The organism is Saezia sanguinis, from assembly GCF_963921665.1.
Lineage (GTDB): Bacteria > Pseudomonadota > Gammaproteobacteria > Burkholderiales > Burkholderiaceae_C > Saezia > Saezia sanguinis.
In genome coordinates, this window is record NZ_CAWUGC010000016.1 from 101,770 (window position 1) to 116,796 (window position 15,027).

13 protein-coding genes are annotated in these 15,027 nt (G+C 50.5%); 8 read left to right on the top strand and 5 right to left on the bottom strand.

From position 1 onward, the window contains the following. The first annotated feature begins 126 nt into the window (after nt 1–126). From aroQ to AACY98_RS11260, 6 genes are all read left to right on the top strand, one after another. Complete coding sequence (gene aroQ, locus AACY98_RS11235) at nt 127–591, top strand: type II 3-dehydroquinate dehydratase (RefSeq protein ID WP_339805059.1); 465 nt, start codon at nt 127–129, stop codon at nt 589–591. 85 nt (nt 592–676) lie between these two features. Further along, nucleotides 677–1,141 (top strand): acetyl-CoA carboxylase biotin carboxyl carrier protein, encoded by a 465-nt coding sequence (gene accB / locus AACY98_RS11240; protein WP_339805061.1) that lies wholly within the window; start codon nt 677–679, stop codon nt 1,139–1,141. 146 nt (nt 1,142–1,287) lie between these two features. Then, a complete protein-coding gene (gene accC / locus AACY98_RS11245; RefSeq protein ID WP_126980250.1) occupies nt 1,288–2,637 on the top strand; it encodes an acetyl-CoA carboxylase biotin carboxylase subunit in 1,350 nt (449 codons plus the stop codon). Between the two features lie 5 nt (nt 2,638–2,642). Further along, nucleotides 2,643–3,569, top strand: coding sequence for a 50S ribosomal protein L11 methyltransferase (prmA, locus tag AACY98_RS11250; RefSeq protein WP_339805063.1), 927 nt, complete (start codon nt 2,643–2,645; stop codon nt 3,567–3,569). Nucleotides 3,570–3,599: 30 nt separating this feature from the next. After that, nucleotides 3,600–5,336: a zinc-ribbon and DUF3426 domain-containing protein gene (locus tag AACY98_RS11255; protein ID WP_339805065.1), complete on the top strand. Its 1,737-nt coding sequence runs from the start codon at nt 3,600–3,602 to the stop codon at nt 5,334–5,336. Nucleotides 5,337–5,703: 367 nt separating this feature from the next. Further along, nucleotides 5,704–6,621 carry a carbohydrate kinase family protein gene (locus tag AACY98_RS11260; RefSeq protein WP_339805067.1) on the top strand — a complete coding sequence of 306 codons (918 nt, stop codon included), beginning with the start codon at nt 5,704–5,706 and terminating at the stop codon, nt 6,619–6,621. Between the two features lie 118 nt (nt 6,622–6,739). Here the strand turns inward: AACY98_RS11260 and AACY98_RS11265 are convergent, their stop codons facing one another. The 3 genes from AACY98_RS11265 to AACY98_RS11275 all read right to left on the bottom strand — a co-directional run bounded on the left by AACY98_RS11265 (nt 6,740) and on the right by AACY98_RS11275 (nt 11,748). After that, a complete protein-coding gene (locus tag AACY98_RS11265) occupies nt 6,740–7,384 on the bottom strand; it encodes a histone H1-like DNA-binding protein (protein ID WP_339805069.1) in 645 nt (214 codons plus the stop codon). Nucleotides 7,385–7,537: 153 nt separating this feature from the next. Further along, nucleotides 7,538–8,680: a ribonucleotide-diphosphate reductase subunit beta gene (locus AACY98_RS11270; protein WP_126980245.1), complete on the bottom strand. Its 1,143-nt coding sequence runs from the start codon at nt 8,678–8,680 to the stop codon at nt 7,538–7,540. A gap of 197 nt (nt 8,681–8,877) precedes the next feature. Next, nucleotides 8,878–11,748 (bottom strand): ribonucleoside-diphosphate reductase subunit alpha, encoded by a 2,871-nt coding sequence (locus tag AACY98_RS11275; RefSeq protein ID WP_339805072.1) that lies wholly within the window; start codon nt 11,746–11,748, stop codon nt 8,878–8,880. A gap of 616 nt (nt 11,749–12,364) precedes the next feature. On the opposite strand from AACY98_RS11275, the gene AACY98_RS11280 reads away from it, so the two are divergent. After that, nucleotides 12,365–12,961 carry a hypothetical protein gene (locus AACY98_RS11280; RefSeq protein ID WP_339805074.1) on the top strand — a complete coding sequence of 199 codons (597 nt, stop codon included), beginning with the start codon at nt 12,365–12,367 and terminating at the stop codon, nt 12,959–12,961. A 12-nt stretch (nt 12,962–12,973) separates the two neighbouring features. Here AACY98_RS11280 and AACY98_RS11285 read toward each other — a convergent pair whose 3' ends face one another. Together AACY98_RS11285 and AACY98_RS11290 are read right to left on the bottom strand one after the other, a co-directional pair. Continuing rightward, the gene (locus tag AACY98_RS11285) at nt 12,974–13,315 is read right to left on the bottom strand and encodes an immunity 51 family protein (protein WP_126980242.1); all 342 of its coding nucleotides are present in this window, start codon (nt 13,313–13,315) and stop codon (nt 12,974–12,976) included. Between the two features lie 44 nt (nt 13,316–13,359). After that, nucleotides 13,360–13,680: a hypothetical protein gene (locus tag AACY98_RS11290; protein WP_339805076.1), complete on the bottom strand. Its 321-nt coding sequence runs from the start codon at nt 13,678–13,680 to the stop codon at nt 13,360–13,362. A gap of 138 nt (nt 13,681–13,818) precedes the next feature. Here AACY98_RS11290 and ruvB point away from each other — a divergent pair, with 138 nt between their 5' ends. Beyond that, nucleotides 13,819–14,883, top strand: coding sequence for a Holliday junction branch migration DNA helicase RuvB (gene ruvB, locus AACY98_RS11295; protein WP_339805226.1), 1,065 nt, complete (start codon nt 13,819–13,821; stop codon nt 14,881–14,883). The last annotated feature ends 144 nt before the right edge of the window (nt 14,884–15,027 follow it).

Genomic DNA, 15,027 nt, shown 5'->3' on the forward strand with positions numbered 1-15,027 from the left:
CAAAACGGTCCCCGCGCACATCCAGCTTGGTGTTCCTGTAAAATTGTAGGAAAATCTTTTTCTATCACTTTACAGCCCTTTATCTGTTGTAATTATTTATCTATCTTTACGCTTTTGGATTAAATCATGCATATCCTGGTTATTCATGGCCCCAACCTCAATTTACTTGGGTTGCGTGAGCCTGAAGTGTATGGCGCAACAACGTTAGAGCAAATTAACAACAATTTACAACAATTAGCCACATCTAAGCATGTTTCGCTGCAACTGTTTCAGAGCAATCACGAGGGTGCACTGATTGAGCGCATCCATCAGGCTCGTACAGACGGAACAAAACTCATTATCATCAATCCGGCCGCTTATACACATACCAGCGTCGCCTTGCGTGATGCGCTTGCCGGGGTGGCACTGCCATTCATCGAAGTACATCTATCCAACATTCATCGGCGGGAAAAATTCCGTCATTTTTCTTATTTTTCCGATCTGGCTTTGGCTGTCATATGTGGCATGGGCGGATTAGGTTATGAAGCAGCATTGGAGTATGCAACTCGCCATTTACAATCAATTAGCAGCAATAAGTCAGTAATAAGCTGATAATCAGCTCAAAAATTTTTAAAGCTGGCAGAAATCACACTTTACTCAAAGGAACTGTCAGCCTAAATCGCTTGGAGTATTCATCATGGATTTACGTAAACTCAAAACCCTGATCGACTTGGTATCAGAATCCAACGTATCAGAACTGGAAATTACAGAGAATGAAGGCAAAGTTCGCATTGTCAAAGCCAGTCCGGTTCCTTTAGCCAATTATGTTGCAGCACCGGCCGCCATGATGCCCGCCCCAGCACCCGTGATCAATTCTCCGGCCATTGCCGATACCACCGCTACAGACAGTGCAAGCAATGAAATCGCGGGCGATGTCATCAAATCCCCCATGGTTGGCACCTATTATCGCGCCCCCTCTCCTGGTGCAGATCCTTTTATCAAGGTTGGACAAAGCGTACAGGAAGGCGATACGCTGTGCATCATTGAAGCAATGAAAATCCTCAACGAAATTGATGCCGACAAATCTGGCGTTATCACACAGATTCTGGTCGAAAACGGTCAGGCCGTTGAATACGGCCAGCCTCTGTTTGTCATTGAATAATTACATTCTCTAACGCTTTTGACCGTGTCATGCTTACAAGCGCAACAGATTCACTGGCACTTTCCCAGATGCCTGCCATGTTGCTTTTCAATTTGTGACATTACACACTGTTAACGGCCAAGCACATCATTTTGCGGAGCCAGTTTATGTTTAAAAAAATTCTTGTGGCAAATCGGGGCGAAATTGCCTTACGAATTCAGCGCGCCTGTCGCGAGCTGGGTATTACAGCCGTCATGGTGTATTCTGATATTGATAAAGACGCCAAATACATCAAATTAGCAGACGAAGCAGTCTGTATCGGGCCCGCAGCTTCCAGTCAGAGCTATTTGAATATGCCCGCCCTGATTTCTGCGGCCGAAGTCACAGATGCCCAGGCCATTCACCCCGGCTACGGTTTTCTGGCCGAAAACGCAGACTTTGCAGAACGCGTGGAACAAAGCGGCTTCACTTTTATCGGCCCAACGCCTGAGGCCATCCGCATCATGGGTGATAAAGTTTCCGCCAAACAGGCCATGATCAAAGCCGGTGTGCCAACCGTTCCCGGTTCTGATGGCCTGCTGCCTGAAGACCCCAAAGAAATTGTCCGGCTGGCACGTGAAATTGGCTACCCGGTCATCATCAAAGCCACCGGCGGTGGCGGCGGACGCGGCATGCGCGTGGTACACACGGAAGCCGCATTGATCAATGCCGTGCAAATGACCCGCAGCGAAGCCCAGGTAGCTTTTGGCAACCCCGGTGTCTATATGGAAAAATTCCTACAGGAACCACGCCATATTGAAATTCAAATTCTGGCCGACGAATACAAAAATGCCATATTCCTGGGTGAACGGGACTGCTCCATGCAGCGCCGCAACCAGAAAATCATTGAAGAAGCGCCCGCACCAGGGATTCCACGGCGGGCGATTGAAAAAATCGGCGCCAAATGCGTAACTGCCTGTAAAAAAATCGGCTACCGGGGTGCTGGCACATTTGAGTTTCTGTACGAAAACGGAGAGTTCTACTTCATTGAAATGAACACCCGAGTGCAGGTTGAGCATACCGTGACCGAAATGGTGACCGGTATTGATATTGTGCGCGAGCAGATTCTGATTGCTGCCGGTGAAAAACTGCAATATGCCCAGCGTGACGCGCAGGTCAAAGGCCATGCGATCGAATGTCGTATCAATGCCGAAGACCCGTACAAGTTTATCCCGTCTCCGGGACGTATCACCATGTGGCACTCTCCTGGCGGACCAGGCGTACGCGTGGACTCTCATATTTACTCCAATTATTTTGTACCGCCAACCTATGACTCCATGATCGGCAAACTGATTACATATGGAGACACCCGCGAACAGGCTATTGCACGCATGCGCACAGCCCTGCTGGAAACACTGGTCGAAGGCATTTCAACCAACATCCCTCTGCATCGGGAACTGATGGTAGATGCCAGGTTCAATGAGGGAGGCACCAGCATCCACTACCTGGAAGAGTGGCTGGCCTCCAGAGCCAGATAAACCCCATGCAATCGCTTTACGAACTTGCTTTACTGGTGCGCATTGACCATGTCGATCTGGTCAGCGACGCGCTGATGGAACTGGAAGCGCTCTCTGTTTCCGTGCAGGATGCTGATGCAGGCAGCGACACTGAACAGCCGCTTTTTGGCGAGCCGGGCGAGCCGGAACCACAGGCTGCCGGCTGGCAACGCTCTGTCATCACAGCCCTGTTTCCTGAAGAAAGCGTCTGCATTGAAGCGGCGACCATTTTGCTCGCACAGGATTGGGGCCAGCACATTCAGGTACAGACCATTTCCGCGGTAGACGACCAGGACTGGGTGCGTTTGACCCAGTCACAGTTTACCCCGGTAGAAATCACGCCAGAATTCTGGGTTGTGCCCAGTTGGCATGAAGCGCCGGCACAGGCCAAGCATGTCATTGAGCTTGACCCGGGCATGGCATTTGGCACCGGAACACACCCGACCACCCGCATGTGCATGCATTGGATTGCCACCCATGCCCCGCAGGTGCAAGGAAAACGCATTCTGGACTATGGCTGCGGCTCTGGTATTTTGGCAATTGCCGCTGCTTTGTATGGCGCACAAACCATAGATGCTGTAGATATTGACAATGCCGCTGTCGAATCTACCAACCTGAATGCCCAGGCAAACAAAGTACAGCAGCAGATTCATGCCGGGTTGCCTCATACGGCTCATGGCCTTTATGACGTTGTGCTGGCCAATATACTGGCCACGCCGCTCAAACTGCTGGCCCCGTTACTGTGCAATCATGTGGCAATGTCTGGCCATCTTGTCCTGGCCGGTATTCTGGAGAGGCAAGCAGAAGAACTTCAACAAGCCTATTCGCCATGGGTTACACTAGAAGTCAGTAATGCGTGTGATGGCTGGATTTTGATGACTGCGCACAAAATCCCTGGCTCTCGTCCGCTTTAAAAAGCCCTTTTGGCAAAACAATACGTCACTATGGTTCTGGCTGCTCGTTGTCCTGAGTGTGGTACTTCATTTCGCATCGTCCCCGATCAACTGAAAATTTCAGATGGATGGGTCCGGTGCGGGCATTGCGCGCATATTTTTGACGCGTACGAAACACAATACGAAACGCCTGAGGAAACGCTGCATCCCCAGCCAGACAGCACGCAGCCTGATGCCGCACAAAATGACGACCTCCCTCAAGAACAAGCTAGTGCTGAAAGCCCTGCATGGGAGCCTGATTCTGAGCCCCCCTCTGACTTTCACATTGAAGTGATTGACGATGCGGCACTAGAATCTCCCGCTATAGAGCCTTCACCGGCAGATACCGCGGCAGCGCCTGAAACCTCTGCGGCTAATACTGACCCAGAAGAAGGGCCTACAGCGCCCTCCTTTCAGGACTCGCTGCTATCAGAATTTCATATTGGCTGGCAGGAATCTGTTTTACCTTCGATTCATACCACAGACCCTGTTCCACCTGAGAGCACATTCCCAAAAAAACTGTTTTCGCCTTCTCAGCCGGAAAAAACAGACAATCTGACGCCCTGGTTCAAATCGCAGATTGAGTCAAGTGCCGCACCTGCGCCCATATCGGCAGAACAGCATGCCGGCATATCCGGCCCTTTAACCCAGGAGCCAACTTCTTCTGCAGACACGTTATCCCCGGCAACTGACCAGCCGGCAGCAGAAGCCTCTGTGCCTCAACAAATACCCGGTTCTTTCATTGAACGTGCCAGCCAAAGCGCTACGGCTACCCCCATTTTTTCGGACGCTCCCACACTCGAAACGGTGGAAGCACGCAAAAAGCAGCTTTTCCCTTTAAAAAACCCAGCGGAAAACGCACAGACAACAACCCATTTTTCGAGTTTAAAAACAGCGTTTCAACCAGAGGCCGAGCCAGATGCCGCTGCAGAAAACACAACCACGCCTCAGGCCGCTACATCGTCCCCGATCATGTCCATTACTTTGGGTGACGATGATGACTTTTCTGCACCACCACCAGCCACGGATGATGACGAGCCCACTCAACCCAGGGATATATTTAACCCCTCCTCAGTTTTTGAGCTCTCAACTTCCAGCACTTTAGATCATACCGACTCCAAGCTGCCCTCGAGCTACTCGATATCTGACTCTTATATCGAAATTCTGCACTCTGAACTGCCCGAAGAGGAGCCACTCCCTGAAATCGGCCTGCCATCCGCAGCAGATGAAGCCGAGCCGCAGTTCTCTTTCATCAAAACCGCGCACAGAAACACCTTCTGGCAGCGTCCCATTGTGCGTATTTTTTCCACAATGGTCTTTTGTTGCCTGCTGGTCACATTGGTTCTGCAAATCTGCCTGACTTTTCGGGATACGCTGGCGGCCCAGGCTCCGTCATTGCGTCCAGCACTGGAATCTCTTTGTGAGCCACTGCACTGCAGCGTCAGTTACCCGCGCAACATTCAAGGGGTTTCGATTGATCACTCCGGATTTCAGATCATTGGAGATAACCGTTTTCAGTTGGTCATGACACTGAGAAACGCAAGTGCTGAACCGATAGCACCACCCTGGGTTGAACTGACACTTACAGACAGCATCGGGCAAACCGTTATTCGCAAAACCCTCTCACCAGACGAGCTCGGCATCACCCAACCATTTTTACAGCCTCAGGAAGAGATTTTTATCGACCAGACTTTGGTGGTTAATGCGCTTGATATCCGCGGCTTTAACACTGCCTTGTTTTATCCCTAACGCGTTCCCCTCTTACAGGCCTATTAAAAATAGGTTCCGCGCGGTACTTTTGTGACAAGGGTATGCATTCAGACCGGTCAACTGAAGGACTCAGGGCGTGTTAACACAATCTATAGGAGTGCGAAAGCATGTTCAGGCAGATGACCAGCAAGGCAGACCGAGCACAGTGTAGTACATCTACACAAACGAGGGCTAACACCGCTGGGCGCTGCCTGAGCGTCTTTCCCTTCGGGCAGCCATCAGGCATAGCATATACTTTGTCGCACCCTGCAATCAATAGCACCACTATTGATCTTGGTTGCTTCGCGCATCCATCTATGCCTAATGAACTGCGCATTTCCTATATTTTGTATTAACACGCCCTTATATGTCTGCCTTGATTTGCGGCTCACTGGCATTTGACACCATCACCCACTATGGAGGGCGCTTTACCGACACCCTTCTTTCTGATCAGCCAACTCTTTTTAATACCTCTTTACAAATGGATACCCTGCACCGTGAATATGGGGGTTGTGCAGGCAATATCGCTTATTCATTTCGGGTGTTAGGAGGCGAGCCTATCGTTCTGGCGCTTGTCGGATCTGATGGTGATGATTATCTGCGCCATTTTCAGTCTCTGGGTATAGACACAGCACACATCGCTGCACTATCCAACGCCCATACAGCACAGTGCATTGTCATGATTGATGGCGACGACCGCCAAATCAGCGCATTTTATCCGGGAGTGATGCGGCAGGCGCATCGCTTTCCCATTCCGCAATTACCGCACATCAAAATCGGCATCCTGGCGCCTAACGAGTGTCAGGCCATGCTACTCCACGCGCAGCAAATGAAGCAAGCCCGCATTCCCTTTATTTTTGATCCCGGGCAGTCTTTACCCCAGTTTGAGACCGACGCGCTCAATGGCATCATGTCACAGGCAAACTGGATCGCCGTCAACCAATTTGAAGGGCAGCTTCTTTGTGAAAAAACTAGTTTGTCTTTAGCAGAAATCTCTCAACAGCTTTGTGAAGCACTGTTCGTCACGTTGGGTGCTCAGGGAAGCGATGTGTGGCAACACGGCCAGAAAACACACATCAGCCCATTCCGCCCTGAAAAGCTTGCTGATCTCACCGGCTGTGGCGATGCATACCGCAGCGCTTTATTGTATGGGCTCGAGCGTCACTGGCCAGCCACCCACTGCGCCAGGCTCGGCAACCAGTTGGGCGCCATCAAAGCCGCATCACCGGGTGCCCAAAACCACCAGATCAACACAGATCTGCCGCGACAGTTTGCTCCCGCATAGTCCCTGGTAGCAGCGCTATTTTCAGACGAAAAAATCCAAGGTTGAAACTCCAACCCTGGATCTGTGATGCAAAACGCATAACGTGTTTTGCTTCAGCCTGCAGACAAATCCAGCCCGTTTAAGGCTTAGATGATGTCGGGAAAGGCCATGCTGCCCGAGGACTCAACTGGGTTGATACCTCTGGAGTGCTTGCTGCAGGACTAGGAGCTGCTGATTTGACTTCAACAGGCTTAGTTGCTGTGACCTTGCTGGCTACAGTTCTTTTAGCAGCGGCAGCAGGTTTTTTGGCAGCGGGCTTTTTCGCAGCAGGTTTCTTAGCGGCAGGCTTCTTGGCTGCCGGTTTTTTAGCGGCAGGCTTTTTGGCCGCAGCTTTTTTAGCAGCAGGCTTTTTAGCCGCAGCAGCTTTTTTAGCTACGGGCTTTTTAGCCGCAACTTTTTTAGCTGCCGGTTTTTTAGCCGCAGCAGCTTTTTTAGCTACGGGCTTTTTAGCCGCAACTTTTTTGGCTGCCGGTTTTTTAGCCGCTACAGCTTTTTTAGCTACGGGCTTTTTAGCCGCAACTTTTTTGGCTGCCGGTTTTTTAGCCGCTACAGCTTTTTTAGCTACGGGCTTTTTGGCCGCAACTTTTTTGGCTGCTGGTTTTTTGGCAGCAACCGCCTTCTTAGCTACGGGTTTCTTAGCTACAACTTTTTTAGCCACGGGTTTCTTAGCAGCAACTTTTTTAGCTGCCGGTTTTTTAGCTACTGGTTTTTTTGCAGTTGCCATGATTTACCTTCTCCTCGATCTAGTTACAAAACCTATGCTGCTCTGTTATAGATCGATTGACCCAATCCGCAAAATATATGCGGTCTGCCAAACCAGCTACGTGGTGCGTGCAGGACACACCATGCAGCTTGGACGCCTATCACAGTCAGCTAATCAATCCCAGGAAAGAGCACCTCCACTTTGATAGTCAATCACGCGCGTTTCAAAGAAATTGCGCTCCTTCTTGAGATCAATCATTTCACTCATCCATGGGAATGGATTTTCCTCATTAGGGAAAAGTTCCGGCAGACCAATTTGCGTTGCTCGCCTGTTGGCAATAAATCGCAAATAGCCCTTGAACATGGATGCGTTTAAACCCAGTACGCCTCGCGGCATCGTATCTTCAGCGTATTGATATTCCAGATCGACAGCCTGCATAAACAGGCCCGTAATTTCTTCGCGGAACTCAGGTGTCCACAAATCTGGATTTTCCAGCTTGATCTGGTTGATCATGTCAATACCGAAATTGGTATGCATAGATTCATCACGCATGATGTACTGATACTGCTCGGCAGCACCAACCATCTTGTTCTGCCGCCCCAGCGACAGAATCTGGGTGAACCCGACATAGAAGAACAGCCCTTCCATCAGGCAGGCAAACACGATCAGGGAGCGCAACAGCTTCTGGTCGTTTTCCGGTGTTCCGGTCTGGAAAGAAGGATCGGTAATCGTATCGATGAACGGAATCAGGAATTCATCTTTATTGCGGATCGAATCGATTTCATGATAGGCGTTAAAAATTTCACCTTCATCTAAACCAATGGATTCGACAATGTACTGATACGCATGCGTATGAATGGCTTCTTCAAAAGCCTGACGCAATAAAAACTGGCGGCATTCGGGCGCCGTGATATGGCGATAGGTGCCTAAAACAATGTTATTGGCAGCCAGAGAATCCGCTGTCGTGAAAAAGCCAAGGTTGCGTTTAACGATCAAGCGCTCGTCTTCTGTTAAGCCGTTAGGGTCTTTCCACAGCGCGATATCGCGTGTCATGTTGACTTCCTGCGGCATCCAGTGGTTCGCGCAGGTGGCCAGGTATTTTTCCCAAGCCCATTTGTATTTAAAAGGAACCAGTTGATTAACGTCGCTATGTCCGTTGATGACAAATTTATCAGCGGCTGAGACACGACGCTTGGAATCACTGCCTCTCAATGCCGGATTTTTTGCAGTTGGAGAAGCCGCCGCACCATTTCCGGTTGGATTTGATGCAGTCTGATTTTGCGATGATGTTTTAACTTCGTTATCCCAAGTAAGCATCTATGTTTCCTATTCATTGCGATTATGAGATTACCTGATGAAAAACGCCAAGTGTTCACTGCAATTTTCATGATGAATCATGCATAAATGTTGCAAACAAACATCGAATTACTTGTTTCGTCGCCATCTATCATCAACAACGCATGCCATCAGGCAGCATGCGTGTGATCAAAAATTTTCAAAAACTTTCTACTTTTTTACTGACATGCTTCACATCCCGGATCATCCAAAGAACAGAATTTAATGTCTGTTGCAGGAACTGCCGCGGGCGCCGCCGGTTTGGCAACAGAAGCTGCTGCTGCAGCCGTCGGCATAGATGCGGGCACTGCGTTGTGTGAGCCCGCGCGCACGGTTGCTTTTTCTGCATGCGCCGCGCTGGAAGAGCGCAGGTAATAAGTGGTTTTCAGACCCGATGTCCATGCCAGCTTGTATGTTTCATCCAGTTTGCGCCCGGATGCATTGGCCATATAAATATTGAGCGACTGGGCCTGATCAATCCATTTTTGCCGGCGTGAAGCGGCTAAAACCAGCCATGTCGGATCAATTTCAAACGCGGTGGCATACAGATTTTTCAGATCATCAGGCACACGGTCAATGCGATCCAGCGATCCCTCAAAATGCTTGAGATCCATCACCATCACATCATCCCACAAGCCCAGTTCTTTCAGATCACGCACCAGATATTGGTTAATGATCGTAAATTCTCCGGACAGGTTGGACTTCACCGCCAGGTTGCCAAAGTTCGGCTCAATCGACTGGTCCACCCCCACAATGTTGGAAATGGTCGCCGTGGGTGCAATCGCCACGCAGTTGGAATTGCGCATGCCCTGCTGTTTGATTCTGGCACGCAGCCCGTCCCAATCCAGCCGCTGGGTGCGATCAACGTCCAGATAGCCGCCACGTGCCTGTGCCAGCATATCCAATGAATCCAGCGGCAGAATGCCTTTGCTCCACAAAGACCCTTCATACGATGCATAACAGCCGCGCTCGGTGGCCAGATCGCTGGATGCCTCATACGCAAAATAGCAAATGGCCTCCATGGACTGGTCAGCAAATTCAACCGCTTTTTCTGAACCATATGGCAAACGCATTTGATACAAAGCGTCCTGGAAGCCCATCAGCCCAAGCCCTACCGGACGGTGGCGCATGTTCGAGTTTCTGGCTTTTGCCACCGCGTAATAGTTGATATCGATCACGTTATCCAGCATGCGCATGGCAATGCGTATGGTCTGACGCAGCTTGTCCATGTCGAGCTCATTGCCATTGGCACCTTTTTTGATGTGCTGCGCCAGGTTCACAGAACCCAGGTTGCACACCGCGATTTCCTTGTCGTTGGTGTTCAGCGTAATTTCTGTACACAGATTGCTGGAATGCACCACCCCCATATGCTGCTGCGGTGAACGCACATTGCACGGGTCTTTGAACGTAATCCAGGGATGCCCGGTTTCAAACAGCATGGAAAGCATCTTGCGCCACAAATCGACTGCACGCATCCGCCGGAACAGCGAAATCTGCCCTTCATCAGCCATTTGCTCATAGCGGGTATAGGCTTTTTCAAACGCATCGCCATGCAGGTCGTGCAAATCGGGGCAATCGCTTGGAGAGAATAAAGTCCACTGCCCGTCTTCCATCACCCGTTTCATGAACAGGTCCGGAATCCAGTTGGCCGTATTCATGTCATGGGTACGGCGGCGGTCATCACCGGTGTTTTTGCGCAGCTCCTGAAACTCCTCAATATCCAGGTGCCATGATTCCAGGTACGCACAGACCGCCCCCTTGCGCTTGCCACCCTGGTTCACCGCCACAGCGGTATCATTCACCACCTTCAGAAACGGCACGACTCCCTGTGACTCGCCATTGGTACCCTTGATATGGCTGCCCAGCGCACGAACACGTGTCCAGTCATTGCCAAGCCCGCCGGCATATTTGGATAACAGCGCATTTTCTTTGATCGCTTCGTAAATACCATCCAAGTCATCAGGCACCGTTGTCAGGTAGCAGCTGGAAAGCTGGGAACGCAATGTGCCGGAATTGAACAGCGTTGGCGTGCTGGACATGAAATCAAATTTGGACAGCACTTCATAAAACTCAATGGCACGCGCCTCACGGTCAATTTCATTGAGCGCCAGCCCCATCGCTACGCGCATGAAAAACGCCTGAGGCAGTTCAATCCGTTTTTTCCGGATATGCAGGAAGTAACGGTCATACAAAGTCTGCAGGCCCAGGTAATCAAACTGCAGATCACGCTCTGCCTTCAGCGCAGCGCCCAGCCGTGCCAGGTCAAACTGGCCCAGCCGCTCATCCAGCAAGTCCGCTTCAATCCCTTTTTGGATGTAATCTGCAAAATACTCGGCATAACGGCCCTGCATCGCGTCCTGGTCTACGTTTTCATTCAGGACTTCCTTGCGGATCGTATGCAGCAACAGTCTGGCAGTCACCTGGTTATAGCCCGGATCATGCTCAATACGGGTACGGGCAGCCAGAATCGATGCTTTAAACACTTCAATCAGCGGTACACCATCATAGAGATTGCGCAGGGTTTCAGTAACCACCGGTTCCGGCTTCACATCCTCACCCAGCCCAGCACAGGCCGATTCAACCAGCCTGCGCAGCATTTCCACATCCAGCGGCCGGCGCTCATTGCCATCCACCACATGCAGTTCAGGGTGTGCCACTTTTTCCTGCTGTTTTTGCTGAGCACGTTCCTGCGCCCGGCGTTCACGGTACAGCACATAAGCACGGGCGACTTCATGATGACCACCGCGCATCAGCGCCAGTTCCACATGGTCCTGCACATCTTCAATATGAAAAGTCCCGCCTGCCGGACGTGAGCGCAGCAACCCGCGCACCACCGTCTGCGTCAGATCATCTACCATTTCACGCACGCTGGCCGATGCCGCCCCCTGCGTGCCATGCACAGCCAAAAAGGCTTTCATCATCGCCACGGCAATTTTGCTGGGCTCAAACTGCACAACGGCTCCGTTACGCCGGATGATCTGATAGTTACTGTAAGCACTATCAGCCAATGGCTGCTCAACATTGTGCTCAGAAGCTGCATATCCATGCATGGACGCTCCTGAAGAAACCGTGGGATCAGAAATAACTGACTGCATTATTAATCGTCCTTGAATAAATTGGGGGCAAAATCAACTATGGAAAGGCCATCCTCTTAAAGTAACCCGCCCATACTCACTTCAAGCCATCACCGCCGAAGCAACAAATAATTTGCTAATTTTTACAATCGAAATGTCACAATTCTGCCGGGCATACCCTTAAGTATTTGCCCGGCAATGCCATGTAGTGAAAAAGGTCAGCAACCCTACATTTAGTGTTTGCCTATTATTTCAAGCACTATCTATAGCGTCAAGCGTTAATTTACAACAAATGAAAAAACCGCTTAACTACGCGGTCTTGGAGCATTAAGCCGCAAAAACAATGTCGACACTCCAGGAAGGGATTTTGTTTGGTCACCGTTGGCAATACTCTGCCTTTTCGCAGCAGAACAGCACAACAATCGCCTACAGACACAAACCAGGCAAGAACATACTATTTATGTCGATTATCAGGGCAATATCATGCAATATGAGCGACAATTAGTACACATGAAATATTTACGCGAATAATTCATGTGTGCTTATAACTCATCTGCATACCCTTTATTTATATTAGTGAGCTGAGTCGCTTATGTTCATCGTGCCCCTCATCTTTATAGCCATTGCATTTGGCCTCAGCCTGTTTTACTTCGGTTTGACATTCACGCTGCTGCAGATGGCCTGTATCGGCATTGCTTTTTTATGCGTCTTTGCTCTTGCTTTGATAGTTGCGCGTAAATTTGTGCCTTATAAAGCATTTGCCATCCAAAGCACTATTTTCCTGCTGGTTGTAATTGCAGAAATCATGTTGTTTCATCACGTCAAAGGCATTGACAGCCCATTTCGTATGCTGGAGACAGCCAACTATATTTACCGCAATACGGCGCTGATCAAATATGGCCCTTATGTTGCGGTTTTTCTGGCCCAAACCGTGCTCATTGCCGCTTGTTTGAGAACCAATACCAACCAGACCCTGGTGATTTCGACCCTCTCGTTTGCTATCACTTATTTCATTATTTACATGACCTGGCACCATCTGCTGGCAGACAGAACCAAAATTGAACTGGCAACCCGGGTCATCAGCGACCTGCTGGAAATTCATCTGGACGCCAACAATTCAGAAGCTTATCAGCTCCTGAAAAAGGTTTACGAGCAACTTTCCCAGCAGGTTCAGCTATACGGTCGCTGACATGGCGTTTGGTTAATCCAGCTCGGCACGGGAAAAAAGGTCGCGGATCAATGCATCGTCTTCACATGCGGCATGAAAGCCCAATGCAAACTTTTGCAACGCCTCTTTATCGCTGGCGTATGCACAAAACATGCTGCCCTCAGGATCAAAACCAATGATGTCCTGCAACTCCGGCATCTTTTCCTGCAAAAAGACGCGTGCCAAAGATGCCCAATCATAACCATTGCCCTCAAATCCATCCTCTTCGCGTGCAGAGAAAATATCCGCCTTGTACTCACCCACGTCCAGCAGCAGAGAATGAGTTCCTTCAAAACTCACCATCCGAAAGGGTGCAATTTGCGCATTCACTGACATAGAACACCTCTTTATCACTATTTAAAACAACATCGCCACGGCACCTATTCCCACAGGTGCCATTGAACCTCTGCACAACCGTATTGCTGCGACAACTCCATCTGAGCCTGCTCCAAACTGTCGTAATCAAAGTCAGCAACACATTCCCAATGCATGTCACAGCTCAGGCGGTATACCTTTGCATCCGCATGATACTGCACAATCGCCAGGCCATGAATAGCTACCCCCGGTTTCCCATACCCCTCTTTTACAAACCCAAAAGGCTTATCTGACCATGCCCACGCCAAAACGCGGGCGCCATCAACCAGCGCTGGCGGTCGCTTGCAGTTCGTCACGGTCACATCATCCCTGTCATATTTCGCCATTTAATCACTAAACATAGCGCCAGCCATACTTGCGCAATGATAGGCATACCGCTTTTCAATGTCACCTCCCCAGACACCGCAAGCAGACATATAATGACCAGTTGGTTGCCTTCGTTTATATTCCCTGCCTCCTCTGTTATGACCATCCGCACAGACGACTTTTCAATGGCTCCGGCTGACCCGGACAAAACCCGCGCGGTATCCATGCAGCCTGCATCACCGCAGGAAGAAGCCATTGAGCGTGCGCTGCGCCCCAAAGGCATGGCCGAATATGTGGGGCAACCCAAAATCCGCGAGCAGCTTGAAATATTCATCGGCGCAGCCAAAAAAAGACAGGAAGCACTGGACCATGTCCTGCTGTTTGGCCCACCCGGGCTGGGCAAAACAACGCTGTCTCACATCATTGCGTATGAACTGGGCGTGAACCTGCGTCAAACCAGTGGCCCCGTGCTGGAAAAACCCAAAGACCTGGCCGCGTTGCTGACCAACCTGGAAGCCAACGATGTGTTGTTCATTGATGAAATCCATCGCCTTTCACCCGTTGTTGAAGAAATTCTGTACCCGGCGCTGGAAGACTTCAAGATCGACATCATGATCGGCGACGGCCCGGCTGCACGCTCGATCAAACTGGACCTGCAACCGTTTACCCTGGTGGGTGCAACCACCCGTGCCGGCATGCTCACCAACCCACTGCGCGACCGGTTTGGCATTGTGGCGCGACTGGAGTTTTACAACAGCGAAGAACTTAAGCGCATTGTGCTGCGCAGCGCTGACTTGCTGGGCTCACCCATTGACGACAAAGGCGCCGGCGAGATTGCCCGCCGCTCACGCGGCACACCACGTATTGCCAACCGGCTATTGCGCCGCGTCCGCGACTATGCCGATGTCAAAAGCCATGGCCGGATCAATGAGGATATTGCGCAAAAAGCGCTGGCCATGCTGGATGTTGACCCGCTGGGTTTTGACCTGATGGACCGCAAGCTGCTGGAAGCCATCGTGTTCAAGTTCGACGGTGGCCCTGTGGGGCTGGACAACCTGGCGGCTGCCATTGGTGAAGAATCTGGTACCATTGAAGACGTGATCGAACCCTACCTGATTCAGCAGGGTTATCTGCAACGCACGCCACGGGGCCGGGCAGCAACGCTGGCTGCGTTCAAACATCTGGGCGTGGCACCACCGCAGAACACTCCCGGATTGTTCTGAGATTAACAAAACGTTGTCACCGCAATGCAAAACCAGAAGGTGCTGGAATCAGGTACTTCATCTTCCCTCAGCAATTCAATTGTCGCAATACGCGGCCTGAAACGGAACTGACTCTCACAAAAATGTTCATTTCGGTATTGCCAG

Excerpts from the sequence above, each read along its gene's own strand:
- aroQ (WP_339805059.1), top strand. The coding sequence starts at position 127 with ATGCATATCCTGGTTATTCATGGCCCCAACCTCAATTTACTTGGGTTG.
- accB (WP_339805061.1), top strand. The coding sequence starts at position 677 with ATGGATTTACGTAAACTCAAAACCCTGATCGACTTGGTATCAGAATCC.
- accC (WP_126980250.1), top strand. The coding sequence starts at position 1,288 with ATGTTTAAAAAAATTCTTGTGGCAAATCGGGGCGAAATTGCCTTACGA.
- prmA (WP_339805063.1), top strand. The coding sequence starts at position 2,643 with ATGCAATCGCTTTACGAACTTGCTTTACTGGTGCGCATTGACCATGTC.
- AACY98_RS11255 (WP_339805065.1), top strand. The coding sequence starts at position 3,600 with ATGGTTCTGGCTGCTCGTTGTCCTGAGTGTGGTACTTCATTTCGCATC.
- AACY98_RS11260 (WP_339805067.1), top strand. The coding sequence starts at position 5,704 with ATGTCTGCCTTGATTTGCGGCTCACTGGCATTTGACACCATCACCCAC.
- AACY98_RS11265 (WP_339805069.1), bottom strand. The coding sequence starts at position 7,384 with ATGGCAACTGCAAAAAAACCAGTAGCTAAAAAACCGGCAGCTAAAAAA.
- AACY98_RS11270 (WP_126980245.1), bottom strand. The coding sequence starts at position 8,680 with ATGCTTACTTGGGATAACGAAGTTAAAACATCATCGCAAAATCAGACT.
- AACY98_RS11275 (WP_339805072.1), bottom strand. The coding sequence starts at position 11,748 with ATGCATGGATATGCAGCTTCTGAGCACAATGTTGAGCAGCCATTGGCT.
- AACY98_RS11280 (WP_339805074.1), top strand. The coding sequence starts at position 12,365 with ATGTTCATCGTGCCCCTCATCTTTATAGCCATTGCATTTGGCCTCAGC.
- AACY98_RS11285 (WP_126980242.1), bottom strand. The coding sequence starts at position 13,315 with ATGTCAGTGAATGCGCAAATTGCACCCTTTCGGATGGTGAGTTTTGAA.
- AACY98_RS11290 (WP_339805076.1), bottom strand. The coding sequence starts at position 13,680 with ATGGCGAAATATGACAGGGATGATGTGACCGTGACGAACTGCAAGCGA.
- ruvB (WP_339805226.1), top strand. The coding sequence starts at position 13,819 with ATGACCATCCGCACAGACGACTTTTCAATGGCTCCGGCTGACCCGGAC.